Source organism: Microbispora sp. NBRC 16548, assembly GCF_030268985.1.
In the GTDB taxonomy this organism is placed as follows: Bacteria; Actinomycetota; Actinomycetes; order Streptosporangiales; family Streptosporangiaceae; genus Microbispora; species Microbispora catharanthi.
In genome coordinates this window covers 1-14491 of record NZ_BSSF01000027.1, presented here as the reverse complement: position 1 = coordinate 14491, position 14491 = coordinate 1, and the positions used below count along the sequence as shown (strand labels likewise).

The following is a 14491-nucleotide window of genomic DNA, read 5'->3' as shown; positions in this document are numbered from 1 at the left end:
TCTCTCATGAAACGGAGCACCATGACCCCGCGCGCGGAATACCCCCGGCCCCACTTCGACCGATCGCACTCCTGGTCAAGCCTCAACGGCGAGTGGGACTTCCGGGCCGACACCGAGCAGGGCTGGAATCGGACCATCACCGTGCCCTTCGCCTGGGAGACCCCCGCCTCCGGCGTCGAGGCCCACTGGCTGCCCGTGGCCTGGTATCGCCGCCGTGTCACCGTGCCGGCGGCCTGGGCGGGGCAGCGGGTCGTGCTCCACTTCGGCGCCGTGCACCACGAGGCCACCGTGTGGGTCAACGGCGTCGAGGTGGCCGCGCACCGCGGCGGCTACACGCCGTTCGAGGCCGACGTCACCGAGGCGTTGCGCGAGGGCGAGCAGGAGATCGTGGTGCGGGTCGCCGCGCCGCTCGACAAGCGGGACATCGCGCACGGCAAGCAGCGCAGCGTTCCCCGCGACGACTTCGACGGCGTGTGCTTCACCCCCTCGTCGGGCATCTGGCAGAGCGTCTGGATGGAGGCGCGGCCGGTCACCCACCTCGCCGCGCTGAAGCTGCGCCCCGCCGAGGGCCTGACCGGCATCGTGGCCGAGGCGCGCGTCGAGGGCCCGGTGGCGGAGACCAGGCTGCGACTGTCCGTACGCGGGTGCGACACGTCGATCGAGGTGCCGGTCGGTCACGGGCCGGTGCGGGTGGAGCTGCCGATCGAGGAGCCGCGGCTGTGGTCGCCGGACGACCCGCACCTCTACCACGTGGACGCCGAGCTCGTCTCGCCCGGCGGCACCGACCGGGTCACCGGGTACACCGGGCTGCGCACGATCGACGTGGTGGGGGAGGATCTGTACCTCAACGGCCGCCGGCTGTTCGTACGCGGGGTGCTCGACCAGGGCTACTGGCCGCGCACCGGCATCACGGCCCCCGACGACGCGGCGCTGCGCCGCGACATCGAACTGGCCGCCGCCGCGGGGTACAACCTGGTGCGCAAGCATCTCAAGCTGGAGGATCCCCGCTTCGTCTACCACGCCGACACCCTCGGCATGCTGGTCTGGGCCGAACCCGCCGCCACCGGGCGCTTCTCACCCGAGTCCGTGGCCGCTTTCGAGGAGCAGATCGCTCCCATGGTCGAGCGCGACGGCAACTCCCCGGCGATCGTCATCTGGGGCCTGTACAACGAGGAGTGGGGCCTGGACTGGGACATCCCGGGCGACCCCGCCAAGCAGCAGGCGGCCGCGCGGGCGTACGACCTGCTCAAGAGCCTCGACGCGACCCGGCCCGCCGTGGACAACTCCGGCTGGACCCACGTCAGGACCGACCTGCTCGACTGGCACTACTACGACGAGTCCGCCGCGTCCTGGGGCAGGACCGTGGCCGCGCTGCTCGACGGCGAGCAGGACGACTTCCCCGTGCGGCTCGGCCCCGACTTCGTCGTACGCAAGAAGCTGGCCGGCACGCCGTCCCAGCCCCTGCGCGGGCTCCCCAACCTGAACAGCGAGTACGGCGGCGGCTTCACCTCGGTGGAACGCGCCTGGCATCTGCGCTGGCAGACCCAGGAGCTGCGCCGCCACGACCGGCTGGCCGGGTACGTCTACACGGAGCTGTACGACATCGAGCACGAGTCGGCCGGACTGCTCGACTTCGAACGCCGCCCCAAGGACCTGGCCGGTGTGAACCCGGCCCATGCCAACGCCACCACGACACTCGTGCTCGACGTCGTCCCGGTCGCGCCCGGCCGAGACCTGCTCAGCACCTCGCGCGAGGTCGCCGTCGGCGTGCGGGTCTCCCACCACGGCGCCGAGCCCGTGACCGGCCACCTGCACACCGCCTGGACCCCGGTCTTCGGCCCCGCCCCCGAGAGCCCGGGAGAGCCGGGCCCCGCCGCGGAGGCGAAGCCGTTCCTGCTCGGCGCGCCCACCCAGGTCCGCGCCGTGCTTCCGGACGGCTGGACCAGCGGGCGGCTGCACATCGCTCTGGTCGGCGACGGGGCCGTCGTCGCCCGCTCCGCCCTGGACGTGGACACCCACACCGCCCTCGTCATCGGCGACGACGCGCGGGCCCGCGCCTGAGGCGGTGAGGGGGTGAGCCGCCGGGCGAGCCCGGCTGCCGGCCTGATCGTCATCGGTCCGCGCCGGGTTGTCCCCCCTCGTCCGCGGCGACCGCGCCCGGGCTCGCGCCGCCCAGCGGGATGCGCAGGGTGACGGCGCCGCGCAGGTCGAGCCAGGCCGCGTCCGGGCTCAGGACCAGGCGCAGCACGACCTCCTCGCATCCCGGGCAGCGGGCGACGAGGCCGGGGGCCCGGTCGTAGACGCGCAGGGAGGCCACCGGGCCGGTCAGGCCACAGGCGGCGCAGCGGCTGACGGCGGCCGAGACGTCGGCCGCGAAGATCTCGGCCAGCGGACCGGCCAGTGCGTTCCCGTCGAGGTGGTCGGCCTGCATGTCAGTCTCCCGTGGGGCCGAAGCGTTCGGTTCTGATGCGGGCGGGGTCGTGGCCGAGCCCCACCAGGAGCGCCGCCGCGGCCTCCACGAAGCCGGTGGGGCCGCACACGTAGCAGTCGGCCTCGACGTACGGGCCGAGATCGGCGGCGGTGAGGCGGCCGGGCGGCCTCGGGTGCCCCTCGGGGACCCGGCGCGTGTAGGCGAACGTGACCGACACGCCCGGATCCGGCCTCAGCAGCTCGTCGGCGTAGCAGAGCCGCTCGGGCGAGCGCACGGCGTAGACCAGCCGGAACGGCGTGTCCGCACCGGCGGCGCGGCGGGCCCTGATCATGGCCATCAGCGGCACGATGCCCGCGCCTCCCGCGACCAGCAGCACCGGCGCGGGGCCGTCCGGGCGCCAGACGAACCAGCCGCCCACCGGGCCGCGCAGCTCCAGCTCGTCGCCGGGCTCCATGTCCAGGGTGAGGTACGGCGAGACCTCGCCGTCGGGCACCCGCTGCACGGTCAGCTCCACGCCACCGGGCCCGGCGAGGGAGTAGCTGCGGCGGGCGGAGTAGCCGTCTTCGGCGGTGAGCTTGACGTCGACGTGCTGACCGGCCAGGTGGCCCGGCCAGCCGGGCACGTCGAAGAGCAGCGTGCGGGCCGTGGCGTTCTCGTCGCGCACCTCGACCAGGCGCGCGACGTGCCATCTAGTCATCGGCGTAGCGCTGCTCGCGCCACGGGTCGCCGTAGTTGTGGTAGCCCGCGGTCTCCCAGAAACCCGGCCAGTCCTCGGTCAGCAGCCGGATGCCGCGCACCCACTTCGCCGATTTCCAGAAGTACAGATGCGGCACCAGCAGCCTGGCCGGTCCGCCGTGGCTCGGCGTCAGATCCTCGCCCTCGTAGCGGTAGGCGATCCACGCCTTGCCGTCCAGCAGGTCGTCGAGCGGCAGGTTCGTCGTGTAGCCGCCGTACGAGTGGACCAGCGCGTAGTCCGCCGTCGACTCGACGTCCTCGAAGAGCACGTCGAGGGAGACGCCCCGCCAGGTGGTGCCGAGCTTGGACCAGCTGGTCACGCAGTGGATGTCGACGGCCGGCTCCTCGTACGGCAGCGCCGTCAGCTCCTGCCACGTCCACCGGTGCGTCTGCCCGGCCTCGGTGTCGATCGTGAACTCCCACCGGTCGAGCGGCACGTGCGGCGTGGGCCCGGCCGACAGCACGGGGAAGTCCTCGGTGAGGTACTGGCCGGGCGGGAGCCGGTCGTCCTCGCCCCTGCGTCTGCCGCGGAACCCGCGGGTGAAGGTGGTCACCGGAGGATCGTAGAGTCCGGCGGGACGCCCGCACCGCCCGGGGGCGGGGGAAACCTCCGGAACCCGGTCACGGCGTCAGGACGACCTTGTTGCACTCGTCCTGCTTGTCCCTGAACAGCTGGTAGCCGCGCGGGGCCTCGTCGAGCGGCAGGCGGTGGGTGATCACGAAACTCGGGTCGATGTCGCCCTCGCGGATCCGCGCGAGCAGCGGCTTCAGATAGCGCTGCACGTGGCACTGGCCGGCCTTCAGCGTCAGCGACCGGTTCATGACCGCGCCCATCGGGAACTTGTCGAGGAAGCCGGCGTAGAGCCCGATCACCGCCACGATCCCGCCGTTCCTGCAGGACATGACGGCCTCGCGCAGGGCGTACGGCCGGTCGGTCTCCAGGCGGGTCGCCTGCTTGGTGCGGTCGTAGGCGTACAGCGCGGGGTTGGCGTAGTGGGCCTCCATGCCGACGGCGTCGATGCACGCGTCCGGGCCGCGGCCCGCGGTCAGGTCGAGCAGGGCGTCCCTGACGTCGACCTCCTCGTAGTCGAGCGTGGTCGCGCCCGCGCGCTCGGCGATCCGCAGGCGGTAGGCGAAGCGGTCGATGCAGACGACCTGCTCCGCGCCCATGAGGTAGGCGCCGGCGACCGCGAACTGGCCGACCGGTCCCGCTCCCCACACGGCGACGACGTCGCCGGGCTTGATGTCGCACATCTCGGCGCCCATCCACCCGGCGGGCAGGATGTCGGACAGGAACAGCACCTGCTCGTCCGCCAGCCCGTCCTCGATCTTGATAGGGCCGACGTCCGCGAACGGCACGCGGGCGTACTCCGCCTGGCCGCCGGGGTAGCCGCCCAGCATGTGGGAGTAGCCGAAGGCGCCGGCGGGGGAGTGGCCCAGGAACCTCTCCGCCAGGCCGGCATTGGGATTGGAGTTCTCGCACACGGAGTAGAGGCCGAGCGCGCAGGCGGCGCATCGGCCGCAGGCGATCGGGAACGGGACGACCACGCGGTCGCCGACGTGGAGGTTCCGCACGCGGGGGCCCACCTCCACGACCTCGCCCATGAACTCGTGGCCGAGGATGTCGCCCTTCTTCATCGTCGGGATGAACCCGTCGTACAGGTGGAGGTCGGAGCCGCAGATGGCGGTCGAGGTCACCCGCACGACGGCGTCGTGGCCGTTCAGGATCCGCGGGTCGGGCACCTCGCGGACCTCGACGCTGCCGCGGCCCATCCAGCAGTTGGCCTTCATGGCGACTCCTCACCGCACCGGCCGGGCCGGACGCCGTCTCAGCTGCCGCACGGCCCGCGCCCCTTCCGGGCTGCCCTCCGACCGGACGACCTCGCCGGTCTCCATGACCTGCTTGAACCGGCGCAGGTCGTCGCGCACCTGCTGCTCGGGGTGCTCGCCCAGCAGCCTGGCGACGGCGAGGCCGGCCCTGCCTCCGGGCGGGTCGTACCGCAGGTGCACCCGCACCTCGGTGCCGCGCCCGCCGGGCGCCTCACAGAACCGCACGGTTCCGCTGTTCGGCACCAGGGCGGTGCCCGTCGAGCGCCAGGAGATCACTTCGTCCCGGAGATCCTCGACGATCTCCGCGTCCCACTCGACCGCCTTCCCCGCGGGGCCCCTGGCCGTCCAGTGGGTGACGCCGCCGACCGTCGTCACACTTTCCACGTGCGTCATGAAGGTCGGCAGCCGCTCGAACCGGTGCCAGAACCGGTACACCTGGTCACGGGGGCGTCTCACCGTGACGGCGGCGTGCAGGTCCAGTCCTTCGTCGGGTGCGGCCTCGGGGCGCCGCCCGCATGCCCGCGCCGCCGCGTACACGCCGGCTCCGGTGGCGGCGACCGCTCCCGCCACCGCCGCCGGGGGGCCGAAACGCCGGACGGTGGACGGCGCGGCGAGCCGTACGCGTTCGAGGGCGGGACCCATCCGTTCCATCGCGCCGGACAGCGCCCGGGAGAGCCGCTCGGATGCGGGCTGGTGTTCTCCGGTCATGTCGGCTCGCCTCGCTCCCCGCTCGGGACGTAGGTGATGATCAGTGATAGACGGCGACGAAGCGGTCATAGGGCCGTACCCGCGATTCTCCGCTCGACACACCGCGGCCCGACTCTCAGCGACACGGGGCTCGGCGGCACAGGGCTCGGGCGACACGGGGCCCGCTGCTCCTCGTCCGGCGATGCAGCGACCTGCTGGAGAACGGCTCAGGCGAGGCCGGCAGGCACCGGTTCGTCGCGCATGCGGGCCGTGTCGTCCCGTTCACGCGTCCTGCAGGGGAACGACCCTGCGGAACTTGCCGCCGGGCGACTGCTCGGGTGGCTCCTCGGCGCGTTCGAGCGTGACGTGGCCGGCGTTGTGCGCGGCCAGCAGCCGACCGATCTCGTCGCGCACCGCCTGCCACACCTGCTCGGGGTCGGCGCCGTCCGCGGGCTTCAAGCGTACGCGCAGGGTGGTGGACGCGGTCTGGACGAGCTGGAACTGCTCGATGCCGGGGAGACGGTCCAGCAGGGTGCCGAAGAGCATCGGGGAGATGCCGGCGTGCCCGCCGCCGCCGGTGGGGATGGCGAGCATTTCGGCCGCGCGGCCCTGCACCCGGACGGCGGGCAGCGGGCTGCCGCACGGGCAGGGGCCGGGGCGCAGCAGGACGTTGTCGCCCAGGTCGTAGCGCAGGATCGGCTGGACCTGGTTGGCGAGGTTGGTCAGCAGAACCGTGTGCGACGGCTGACCTGGCGGGACGGGCCGGTAATCGGCGTCGACCGGCTCCAGCACGGCCCAGTCGCTGTTGACGTGGAGCCAGTCGTCCGCGCAGCCGTACGCGAGGAAGCCGCACTCGGTGGCGGCGTAGGCGGAGCGGACCTGGGCGTGGAAGGCGCGGGCGATCCGGGCGCGGTTGTCCGCGGTCAGCGCCTCGCCGCCCGCGATGACCATCCCCGGGTGAATGCGCAAGCGGCCGGCCTCCTGCTCCCCGGCCAGCAGCCCGAGCATGCCGGAGAAGCCGGTGAGCGAGCTGGGCTTGTAACGGTCGAGCTCGGCGGCCAGGTCCGCGAGCGGCTGGTGTATCGAGAACTCTCGCAGCATCCAGCCGAGCCGCGGGTGGTCGTGGCGGAACCGCGCAGCCGACGCGACGGTGGCGAAGTGGCCGCCGGGTGCGGAGACGATGGCCGTGCGGCCGGCGCCGCGCAGGAGGCGCAGGACGTCTCCGGCCCCCAGCCCGGCGCTGGCCCGGCGTCCGACGGCGTTGCCCACGGCGACGCTCCGCTCGTCCTGCAGGAAGATGCCCCGCAGGCCGCTGGTGCCGGAGGTGGTGGTCACGAGGTAGCGCCCCTCGAACCGCTCACCCACGAGAGCCGGGTCGGCCACGAACGCCCGGGCCTTCTCGAGCGTCACGTCCCGGTCGGTGACCCACTCGTCGAAGCGGGCCATGAGCGTCTTCTTGTCGGTGACCGGGAGGAGCGCCGGGTCGGCGACATCCTCCGGCAGCGCCCGGTACAACTCGCGGAAGTACGGCGAGCGGGCGCGAGCAAAGGCCACGATCTCGGCCAGGCGGGCGTGTTGCCGCTGCCTGATCGCCGCGGGACCCTGCCGCAGGACGCGTCGTGCGTCGCGCGCGATTAGCCGCACGCTTTCGGTCATGGTGGGCCGTTCCTTCCTTCTGAGGGACCCCGGCGCGGATCGGCGGACGCCGCTCCCGCCCTGGTGGACGACTCGCCCGGATGATTCGCCCGAATGACTCGCCGGAAGCGCGTCACGGAGCGCCGGTGTCCGGCCGCACCGAGAGCAGGCCGTGCAGGGCGATGCCGAGGCCGTGCCGCGCGGCCTCCCACAGCTCGTCCTGGGATCGGCCGAGCTCGACGCTCGCCAGGCTCGCCTGCTGGATGGCGCCGATCAGGGATCCGGTCATCGCCGCCGCGGTGATCGGATCCAACCGGCCGGGGAACGCCTTCATCAGCTCGCCGGCGATCCGCCGCTGCAGATCCATCATCAGGTACAGGCCCTTGGCCTGGAGCGCCGGTGTCGTCAGCACCAGCCGGCTCGCCGCCGACAACTCCTCGGGCTCCTTGCGCGGCACGGCGGGTCGGCGGCGGGCGGCGTACTCCTGGACCATCCTCGCCAGCAACTCGCCGGGCCCCTCCTGCGGCCGTCGTTCCGCGAGTGTCCCGAGCAGCAGGTCGAAGATGTGCTCGGTGTCGGCGAGCACCACCTCGTCCTTGCTGCGGAAGTAGTTGAAGAACGTCTTGGGATCGACGTCCGCCGCCACGGCGATCTGCGCGACCGTGGTCTGCTCGTATCCCTGCTCGTCGAACAGCTTCATGGCCGCGGCGACGATCCGCTGCCTGGTCAGCCGCTTCTTGCGCTCGCGACGCGACTCCTGCACGATCCGAATCTACACCATATGGATTATTCCAGCCACTGGAACTATCCAGCGACTTGCATCATCGGCTCGGGGAGGCCGAGCACGATCCCGGGCGCCGTATCCCCGGCTGCACGTCATCCCCGGCTGCATGTGGGAGAGGCCGTGTTTGCGCTGCCGGGACGGGGGTATGCGCTGCGCGACCGGGAGGCGAGGCTCATGACTGATCGCCTGTTTTCGGATCGCCGGGACGCGGGCCGGGTGCTCGCGGGACTCCTCAACCACTACCGTGGGCTGCCCGACGTCGTCGTCCTCGGTCTGCCGCGCGGCGGCGTGCCGGTGGCGTACGAGGTGGCGACCGGCCTGGGTCACCCGCTCGACGTGTTCCTGGTGCGCAAGCTCGGCACGCCCGGCCGTGAGGAGCTCGCCATGGGGGCGATCGCCGGCGGCGGGGTGATCGTGCTCGACGAGGACGTCGTGCGCGGGCTCGGTCTCCAGTCCGACACCATCCGGCAGGTCGCCGAGCGGGAGGCCCGCGAGCTGGCGAGGCGGGAGCGGAGCTACCGGGGCGACACGCCCGCCACGGACCTGCGCGGCAAGATCGTCATCATCGTCGACGACGGGCTGGCGACCGGGGCGAGCATGCGCGCCGCCGTCCGCGCGGTCCGGCAGCGGAAGCCGGCCAGGATCGTGGTCGCCGTGCCCGCCGCGCCGGAGTCCACCTGCCAGGAGCTGTCCTCCCTGGTGGACGAGGCCGTCTGCGCGACCACTCCGACCCCGTTCTTCTCCGTGGGGGAGTCGTACTGGAACTTCACCCAGACCGCCGACGAGGAGGTGCGCAGGCTCCTCCGCGCGGCGGCCTCGGCGCGGGCCGGGGCCCCACCCGCCCGGACCGACCTCGCGATCCTGCGCTCGGAGCTCGTGCCCGCACAGGACGGCGTCCCCTCGGACGAGGTGCTGTTCGGCATCGTCGGCGACGCGCGGTTCGTGCTGATCGGCGAGGCGTCGCACGGCACCCACGAGTTCTACGCCGCGCGTGCCCGGATGACGCGGCGGCTGATCGAGGAGAAGGGCTTCGTCGCCGTGGCCGTGGAGGCCGACTGGCCCGACGCGTACCGGGTGAACCGGTACGTCCGGGGGCGCGGCGGCGACGCGACCGCCGAGGAGGCGCTCGGCGGCTTCCAGCGCTTTCCGGCATGGATGTGGCGGAACGCGGACGTGCTGGAGTTCGCCGGGTGGCTGCGCGAGCACAACGATCGGCTCGACGAGCGGGCGCGGGCCGGGTTCTACGGGCTCGACCTCTACAGCCTGCACCGGTCAGCCGACGAGGTCGTCGCCTACCTGGAGAAGGTCGATCCGGGCGCGGCGGAACGGGCCCGCGACCGCTACTCCTGCTTCGACCACAGCGACGGCGACGACGGGCAGGCGTACGGCTTCGCCGCCGCCTTCGGCGCGGGGGAGTCGTGCGAGCGGCGGGTGATCGACCAGCTCGTCGACCTCCAGCGCAACGCGCTGCGCTACCAGCGGGCACAGGGGCTGCTCGGCGAGGACGAGTTCTTCCACGCCGAGCGGAACGCCGCGGTGGTGGCGGCCGCGGAGCGCTACTACCGCACGATGTTCGGCGGCAGGGTGTCGTCGTGGAACCTGCGCGACCGGCACATGGCCGACACCCTGTTCGCGCTGGCCGAGCACCTCGGCTGGCAGCGCGGCGAGCCGGCGAGGATCGTGGTGTGGGCGCACAACTCCCATCTCGGCGACTCACGGGCGACGGAGATGGGCGCGCGCGGCGAGCTCAACCTCGGCCGGCTGGTGCGCGAGCACAACCCGGAGGACTGCCGGCTCATCGGCTTCACCACCTACACCGGCACCGTCACGGCCGCCGACGACTGGGGCCGCCCGGCCGAGCGGAAGAACGTGCGACCGGCGCTGCCCGACTCGGTCGAGGAGCTGTTCCACGAGGTCGGGCACAAGGAGTTCCTGGTCGACTTCACGCGTTCGGCCGGCGCGGCGGACCCACTGCGCAGGGCGCTGCTCGAACGGGCCATCGGCGTCGTCTACCGTCCGGGCACCGAGCGGCAGAGCCACTACTTCCAGACCCGCCTGCCCGACCAGTTCGACGCGGTGATCCACATCGACGAGACCGGCGCGCTGGAGCCCCTGGAGCGTACGGCCCGCTGGGAGCGCGGAGAGGTCCCGGAGACCTACCCGGTGGCGGTCTGAGATCCGGACGGCGAGGGCGGCGACGCGTCTCGGAACCTGGAGCGGTTTGCCGGACCGGCAACACGATTCACGGCGGCGGCACGGCCCGGTGGATGATCCACGCAGGAACCACCAGGACTTTTGGAGGAATCGATGGCGCAGCCCGCCCCCGCTGCGGCGATCACACATCGTCTGGTCCCGTCTCCCGCCGGTCGCATCCACGTGGTGGAGCAGGGCTCCGGGCCGCTGGTGCTGCTGGTGCACGGGTTCCCGGAGTCCTGGTATTCCTGGCGGCACCAGATGCCGGTGCTGGCCGCGGCCGGTTACCGGGCCGTCGCCCTGGACGTCCGGGGCTATGGCCGCTCCTCCAAGCCCGGGGACGTGGCCGCGTACCGGATGCTGGAACTGGTCGAGGACAACGTCGCCGTCGTGCACGCCCTGGGCGAGCGGACGGCGGTGATCGTGGGCCACGACTGGGGCGCGACCATCGCCGCGAACTCCGCCCTCGTGAGGCCCGAGGTCTTCCGCGCGGTCGGGTTGCTGAGCGTGCCGTACGCCCCGCGCGGCGGCCCGCGGCCCAGCGAGGTGTTCGCGCGGATGGGCGGAGAGGAGGAGTTCTATGTGCGCTACTTCCAGGAGCCCGGCCGGGCCGAGGCCGAGATCGAGCCGGACGTCCGCGGCTGGCTCGCCGGCTTCTACGCCGCCCTGTCCGCCGACACCATGCCGCCCGACGGCGCCCCGGACCCGCATTTCGTGTCCCGGGGCGGCAGGTTGCGCGACCGCTTCCCCGCCGACCGGCTGCCCGCCTGGCTCAGTACGGACGATCTCGACGTCTATGCGGCGGAGTTCGAACGGACCGGCCTGACCGGGGCGCTGAACCGCTACCGCAACATGGACCGGGACTGGGAGGACCTCGCCGGGTTCGACGGTGCTCCCATCACGCAGCCGTCGCTGTTCGTCGGCGGCGCGCTGGACGCCTCCACCACCTGGATGGCCGACGCCGTCGCGGCCTACCCGGTCACCCTGCCGGGCCTGGTCTCCTCGCGCGTACTCGACGGCTGCGGCCACTGGATCCAGCAGGAACGCCGAGACGAGGTCAACGAGATCCTCACCGGCTGGCTCGCCTCCCTGCCTGCCTGCCTGAACTCCTGCCTGCCCGTCTGAAATGGCGAACGTCCGGGCCGGCCCCGTGCGGGCCGGCCCGGACGTCATGTCACGCTCAGACCAGGTCGAACCGGTCGAGGTTCATCACCTTGTCCCACGCCCGGACGAAGTCCTTCACGAACTTCTCCTTGGCGTCGTCGCTCGCGTAGACCTCCGCGACCGCGCGCAGCTCGGAGTTCGCCCCGAAGACGAGGTCGGCCCGGCTGCCGGTCCACTTGACCTCGCCCGTAGCGGCGTCGCGGCCCTCGAACGCGGTCTGGTCCTCCGACGTCGACTTCCACTCCGTGCCCAGGTCGAGCAGGTTGACGAAGAAGTCGTTGGTCAGGACCCCGGGGGTCTCGGTGAAGACGCCGAGCTTCGTCTGCTGGTGGTTGGCGCCCAGGACGCGCAGGCCGCCGACGAGGACGGTCATCTCCGGGGCGCTGAGGTTCAGCAGGTTCGCCCGGTCGACCAGCAGGTATTCGGCCGGCAGGCGGTTGCCCTTCCCGTGGTAGTTGCGGAACCCGTCGGCGCTCGGCTCGAGCGCGGCGAACGACTCGACGTCCGTCTGCTCCTGCGACGCGTCCACGCGGCCCGGCGTGAAGGGGACCTCGACGTCGAAACCGGCGTCCTTGGCGGACTTCTCGACGGCGGCGCACCCGGCGAGCACGATCACGTCGGCGAGGGAGACCTGCTTGCCACCGGTCTGGGCGGCGTTGAACGACTGCTGGACGCCCTCCAGGGTGCGCAGCACGGTCGCGAGCTGGTCGGGGTCGTTGACCTCCCAGCCGCTCTGCGGCTGCAGGCGGATGCGCGCGCCGTTGGCGCCGCCGCGCTTGTCGCTGCCGCGGAAGGACGCGGCCGACGCCCACGCCGTGGACACGAGCTCGGAGACCGACAGGCCCGAGGCGAGGATCTGGTCCTTGAGGGCGGCGATGTCGCCGGCGTCGACGAGCTCGTACGTCCGCTCCGGGAGCGGGTCCTGCCACAGGAGCACCTCGGACGGGACCTCCGGGCCGAGGTAGCGCGCGACCGGGCCCATGTCGCGGTGGGTCAGCTTGTACCACGCGCGGGCGAAGGCGTCCGCGAACTCGTCGGGGTTCTCGTAGAAGCGCCGCGAGATCTGGCCGTAGATCGGGTCCACCTTGAGCGCGATGTCGGTCGTCAGCATGGCCGGTGCGTGACGCTTCGACGGGTCGTGGGCGTCGGGAACGGAGCCCTCACCGGCGCCGTTCTTCGGCTTCCACTGCCACGCGCCGGCCGGGCTCTTGGTCAGCTCCCACTCGTAGCCGAACAGGTTCCAGAAGAAGTTGGTGGACCACCTGGTCGGCGTCGAGGTCCAGGTGACCTCGAGACCGCTGGTGATCGTGTCGCCGCCCTTGCCGGTGCCGTAGCTGTTCTTCCAGCCCAGGCCCTGCTGCTCGATCGGAGAGGCCTCGGGGTCGGGGCCGACGTTGTCGGCCGGGCCGGCTCCGTGGGTCTTGCCGAAGGTGTGACCACCCGCGATGAGGGCGACCGTCTCCTCGTCGTTCATCGCCATGCGGCGGAACGTCTCACGGATGTCGCGGGCCGCGGCGAGCGGGTCCGGGTTGCCGTTCGGGCCCTCCGGGTTGACGTAGATGAGGCCCATCTGGACCGCGGCGAGCGGGTTCTCCAGCTCACGGTCGCCGCTGTAGCGCTCGTCGCCGAGCCAGGTGGTCTCCGGGCCCCAGTAGACGTCGTCGTCGGGCTCCCAGGCGTCCACGCGGCCGCCGGCGTAGCCGAAGGTCTTGAAGCCCATCGACTCCAGGGCGACGTTGCCGGTGAGGACCAGGAGGTCGGCCCAGGAGATCTTCTTGCCGTACTTCTTCTTGACCGGCCACAGCAGCCGGCGGGCCTTGTCGAGGTTCGCGTTGTCCGGCCAGCTGTTGAGCGGGGCGAAGCGCTGCTGGCCCGAGCCGGCGCCGCCGCGGCCGTCGCTGATCCGGTAGGTGCCCGCGGCGTGCCACGCCATCCGGACCATGAGCGGCCCGTAGTGGCCGAAGTCGGCCGGCCACCAGTCCTGCGAGGTCGTCAGCACCTCCGCGATGTCCCGCTTGACCGCCGCGAGGTCGAGGGACGTGAACGCCTCGGCGTAGTCGAAGTCCTGACCGAGGGGGTTGGCCACGGCGGGGTTCTTGGCGAGGATCTTCAGGTTGAGGCGCTCCGGCCACCACTGGTGGTTGGCGCTGCCCTGGGTCGGGTGCGGGGCGCGCGTGTGCGCGACCGGGCAGCCGCCTTCGCCCTCCGTCTTCGGGTCTACAACGATTGCGTCGTGGTTCTCAGTCAAGGCAATCCTTCTGGACTAGCTGGATCATGGGGCTCAGGAAGTGCGAACGGTGGAACAGCCGGGGCACAGGCCCCAGTAGATGACGTCGGCCTCGTCGATCGTGAAGCCGTGCGTGTCGGACGCGGAAAGGCACGGCGCCTCGCCGACCGCACAGTCGACGTCGGCGACGACACCACACGACCGGCACACGACGTGGTGGTGGTTGTCGCCGACGCGGCCCTCGAATCGCGCCGGGCTGCCGGCCGGTTCGATGCGGCGCACGAGTCCCGCCGCGGTGAGCGCGTGGAGAGCCTCGTACACGGCTTGCAGGGAGACGTGGCCCACGCGATCGCGCACCCCGGAGGCGATCGCCTCGACGTCGAGGTGGTCACCGCTGCGGACGGTCTCGAGCAGTGCGACGCGGGCGGCCGTCACCCGCAGGCCGGCCCCTCGCAGCTCCTCGGCGGGCGTCGGAGTCCTGGGCGCGATCATGGGACTAACCCTATCGCCCTAAACACGAAGAGTTCAAGAGAGCGAATCACCCAAATGTCTAGGTCTCTCAGGTGATGTCCGTCTCACTGCGGCATGCGCACCTTGCGAGCGATGCCGGGGGTGTCACGGACATGCCGATGCCCGCCCCCGGTAGATCGGGGGCGGGCACCGGGAGCCGGAAGCCTCACTTGAGGATCGGGAAGCGGCGGACCAGGGGAGTGGCGGCCCACTGTGTGCCGAGTCCGAGGGTGGTGCCGGCGCCGGTGAGGGTGAGGCCGGCCAGGACGATGGCGTAGACGATGTGCTCGTCCAT

At 72.1% G+C, this 14491-nt stretch carries 12 protein-coding genes; 3 read left to right on the top strand and 9 right to left on the bottom strand.

The features are described from left to right. Positions 1-21: 21 nt before the first annotated feature. Positions 22-2061 (top strand): glycoside hydrolase family 2 protein, encoded by a 2040-nt coding sequence (locus tag QSK36_RS40480; protein ID WP_285786068.1) that lies wholly within the window; start codon positions 22-24, stop codon positions 2059-2061. Between the two features lie 49 nt (positions 2062-2110). Here QSK36_RS40480 and QSK36_RS40475 read toward each other — a convergent pair whose 3' ends face one another. The 7 genes from QSK36_RS40475 to QSK36_RS40445 form a co-directional block, all read right to left on the bottom strand. Beyond that, positions 2111-2431, bottom strand: coding sequence for a DUF6510 family protein (locus QSK36_RS40475; RefSeq protein ID WP_285786067.1), 321 nt, complete (start codon positions 2429-2431; stop codon positions 2111-2113). 1 nt (position 2432) lies between these two features. Then, positions 2433-3128 (bottom strand): ferredoxin reductase, encoded by a 696-nt coding sequence (locus QSK36_RS40470; RefSeq protein WP_285786066.1) that lies wholly within the window; start codon positions 3126-3128, stop codon positions 2433-2435. Then, entirely contained in the window at positions 3121-3720 is a 600-nt protein-coding gene (locus tag QSK36_RS40465) for a sulfite oxidase-like oxidoreductase (RefSeq protein WP_182903518.1), read from the bottom strand. The genes QSK36_RS40470 and QSK36_RS40465 overlap by 8 nt, the downstream gene beginning before the upstream one ends. A gap of 67 nt (positions 3721-3787) precedes the next feature. After that, complete coding sequence (locus QSK36_RS40460) at positions 3788-4957, bottom strand: zinc-dependent alcohol dehydrogenase (protein ID WP_285786065.1); 1170 nt, start codon at positions 4955-4957, stop codon at positions 3788-3790. A 9-nt stretch (positions 4958-4966) separates the two neighbouring features. Next, complete coding sequence (locus QSK36_RS40455; protein WP_285786064.1) at positions 4967-5704, bottom strand: SRPBCC family protein; 738 nt, start codon at positions 5702-5704, stop codon at positions 4967-4969. A 261-nt stretch (positions 5705-5965) separates the two neighbouring features. Then, entirely contained in the window at positions 5966-7339 is a 1374-nt protein-coding gene (locus tag QSK36_RS40450; RefSeq protein WP_285786063.1) for a phenylacetate--CoA ligase family protein, read from the bottom strand. 112 nt (positions 7340-7451) lie between these two features. Further along, a complete protein-coding gene (locus QSK36_RS40445; RefSeq protein ID WP_183532899.1) occupies positions 7452-8081 on the bottom strand; it encodes a TetR/AcrR family transcriptional regulator in 630 nt (209 codons plus the stop codon). Between the two features lie 195 nt (positions 8082-8276). Here QSK36_RS40445 and QSK36_RS40440 point away from each other — a divergent pair, with 195 nt between their 5' ends. Further along, entirely contained in the window at positions 8277-10277 is a 2001-nt protein-coding gene (locus QSK36_RS40440; RefSeq protein ID WP_183532897.1) for an erythromycin esterase family protein, read from the top strand. 132 nt (positions 10278-10409) lie between these two features. Beyond that, positions 10410-11420 (top strand): alpha/beta fold hydrolase, encoded by a 1011-nt coding sequence (locus QSK36_RS40435; RefSeq protein ID WP_285786062.1) that lies wholly within the window; start codon positions 10410-10412, stop codon positions 11418-11420. Between the two features lie 55 nt (positions 11421-11475). On the opposite strand, the gene katG is transcribed toward QSK36_RS40435, so the two are convergent. Next, on the bottom strand, positions 11476-13707 hold the full coding sequence (gene katG, locus QSK36_RS40430) for a catalase/peroxidase HPI (RefSeq protein ID WP_285786061.1): 2232 nt from the start codon (positions 13705-13707) through the stop codon (positions 11476-11478). A 33-nt stretch (positions 13708-13740) separates the two neighbouring features. Next, entirely contained in the window at positions 13741-14178 is a 438-nt protein-coding gene (locus QSK36_RS40425) for a Fur family transcriptional regulator (RefSeq protein ID WP_139580746.1), read from the bottom strand. Positions 14179-14491: the final 313 nt, after the last annotated feature.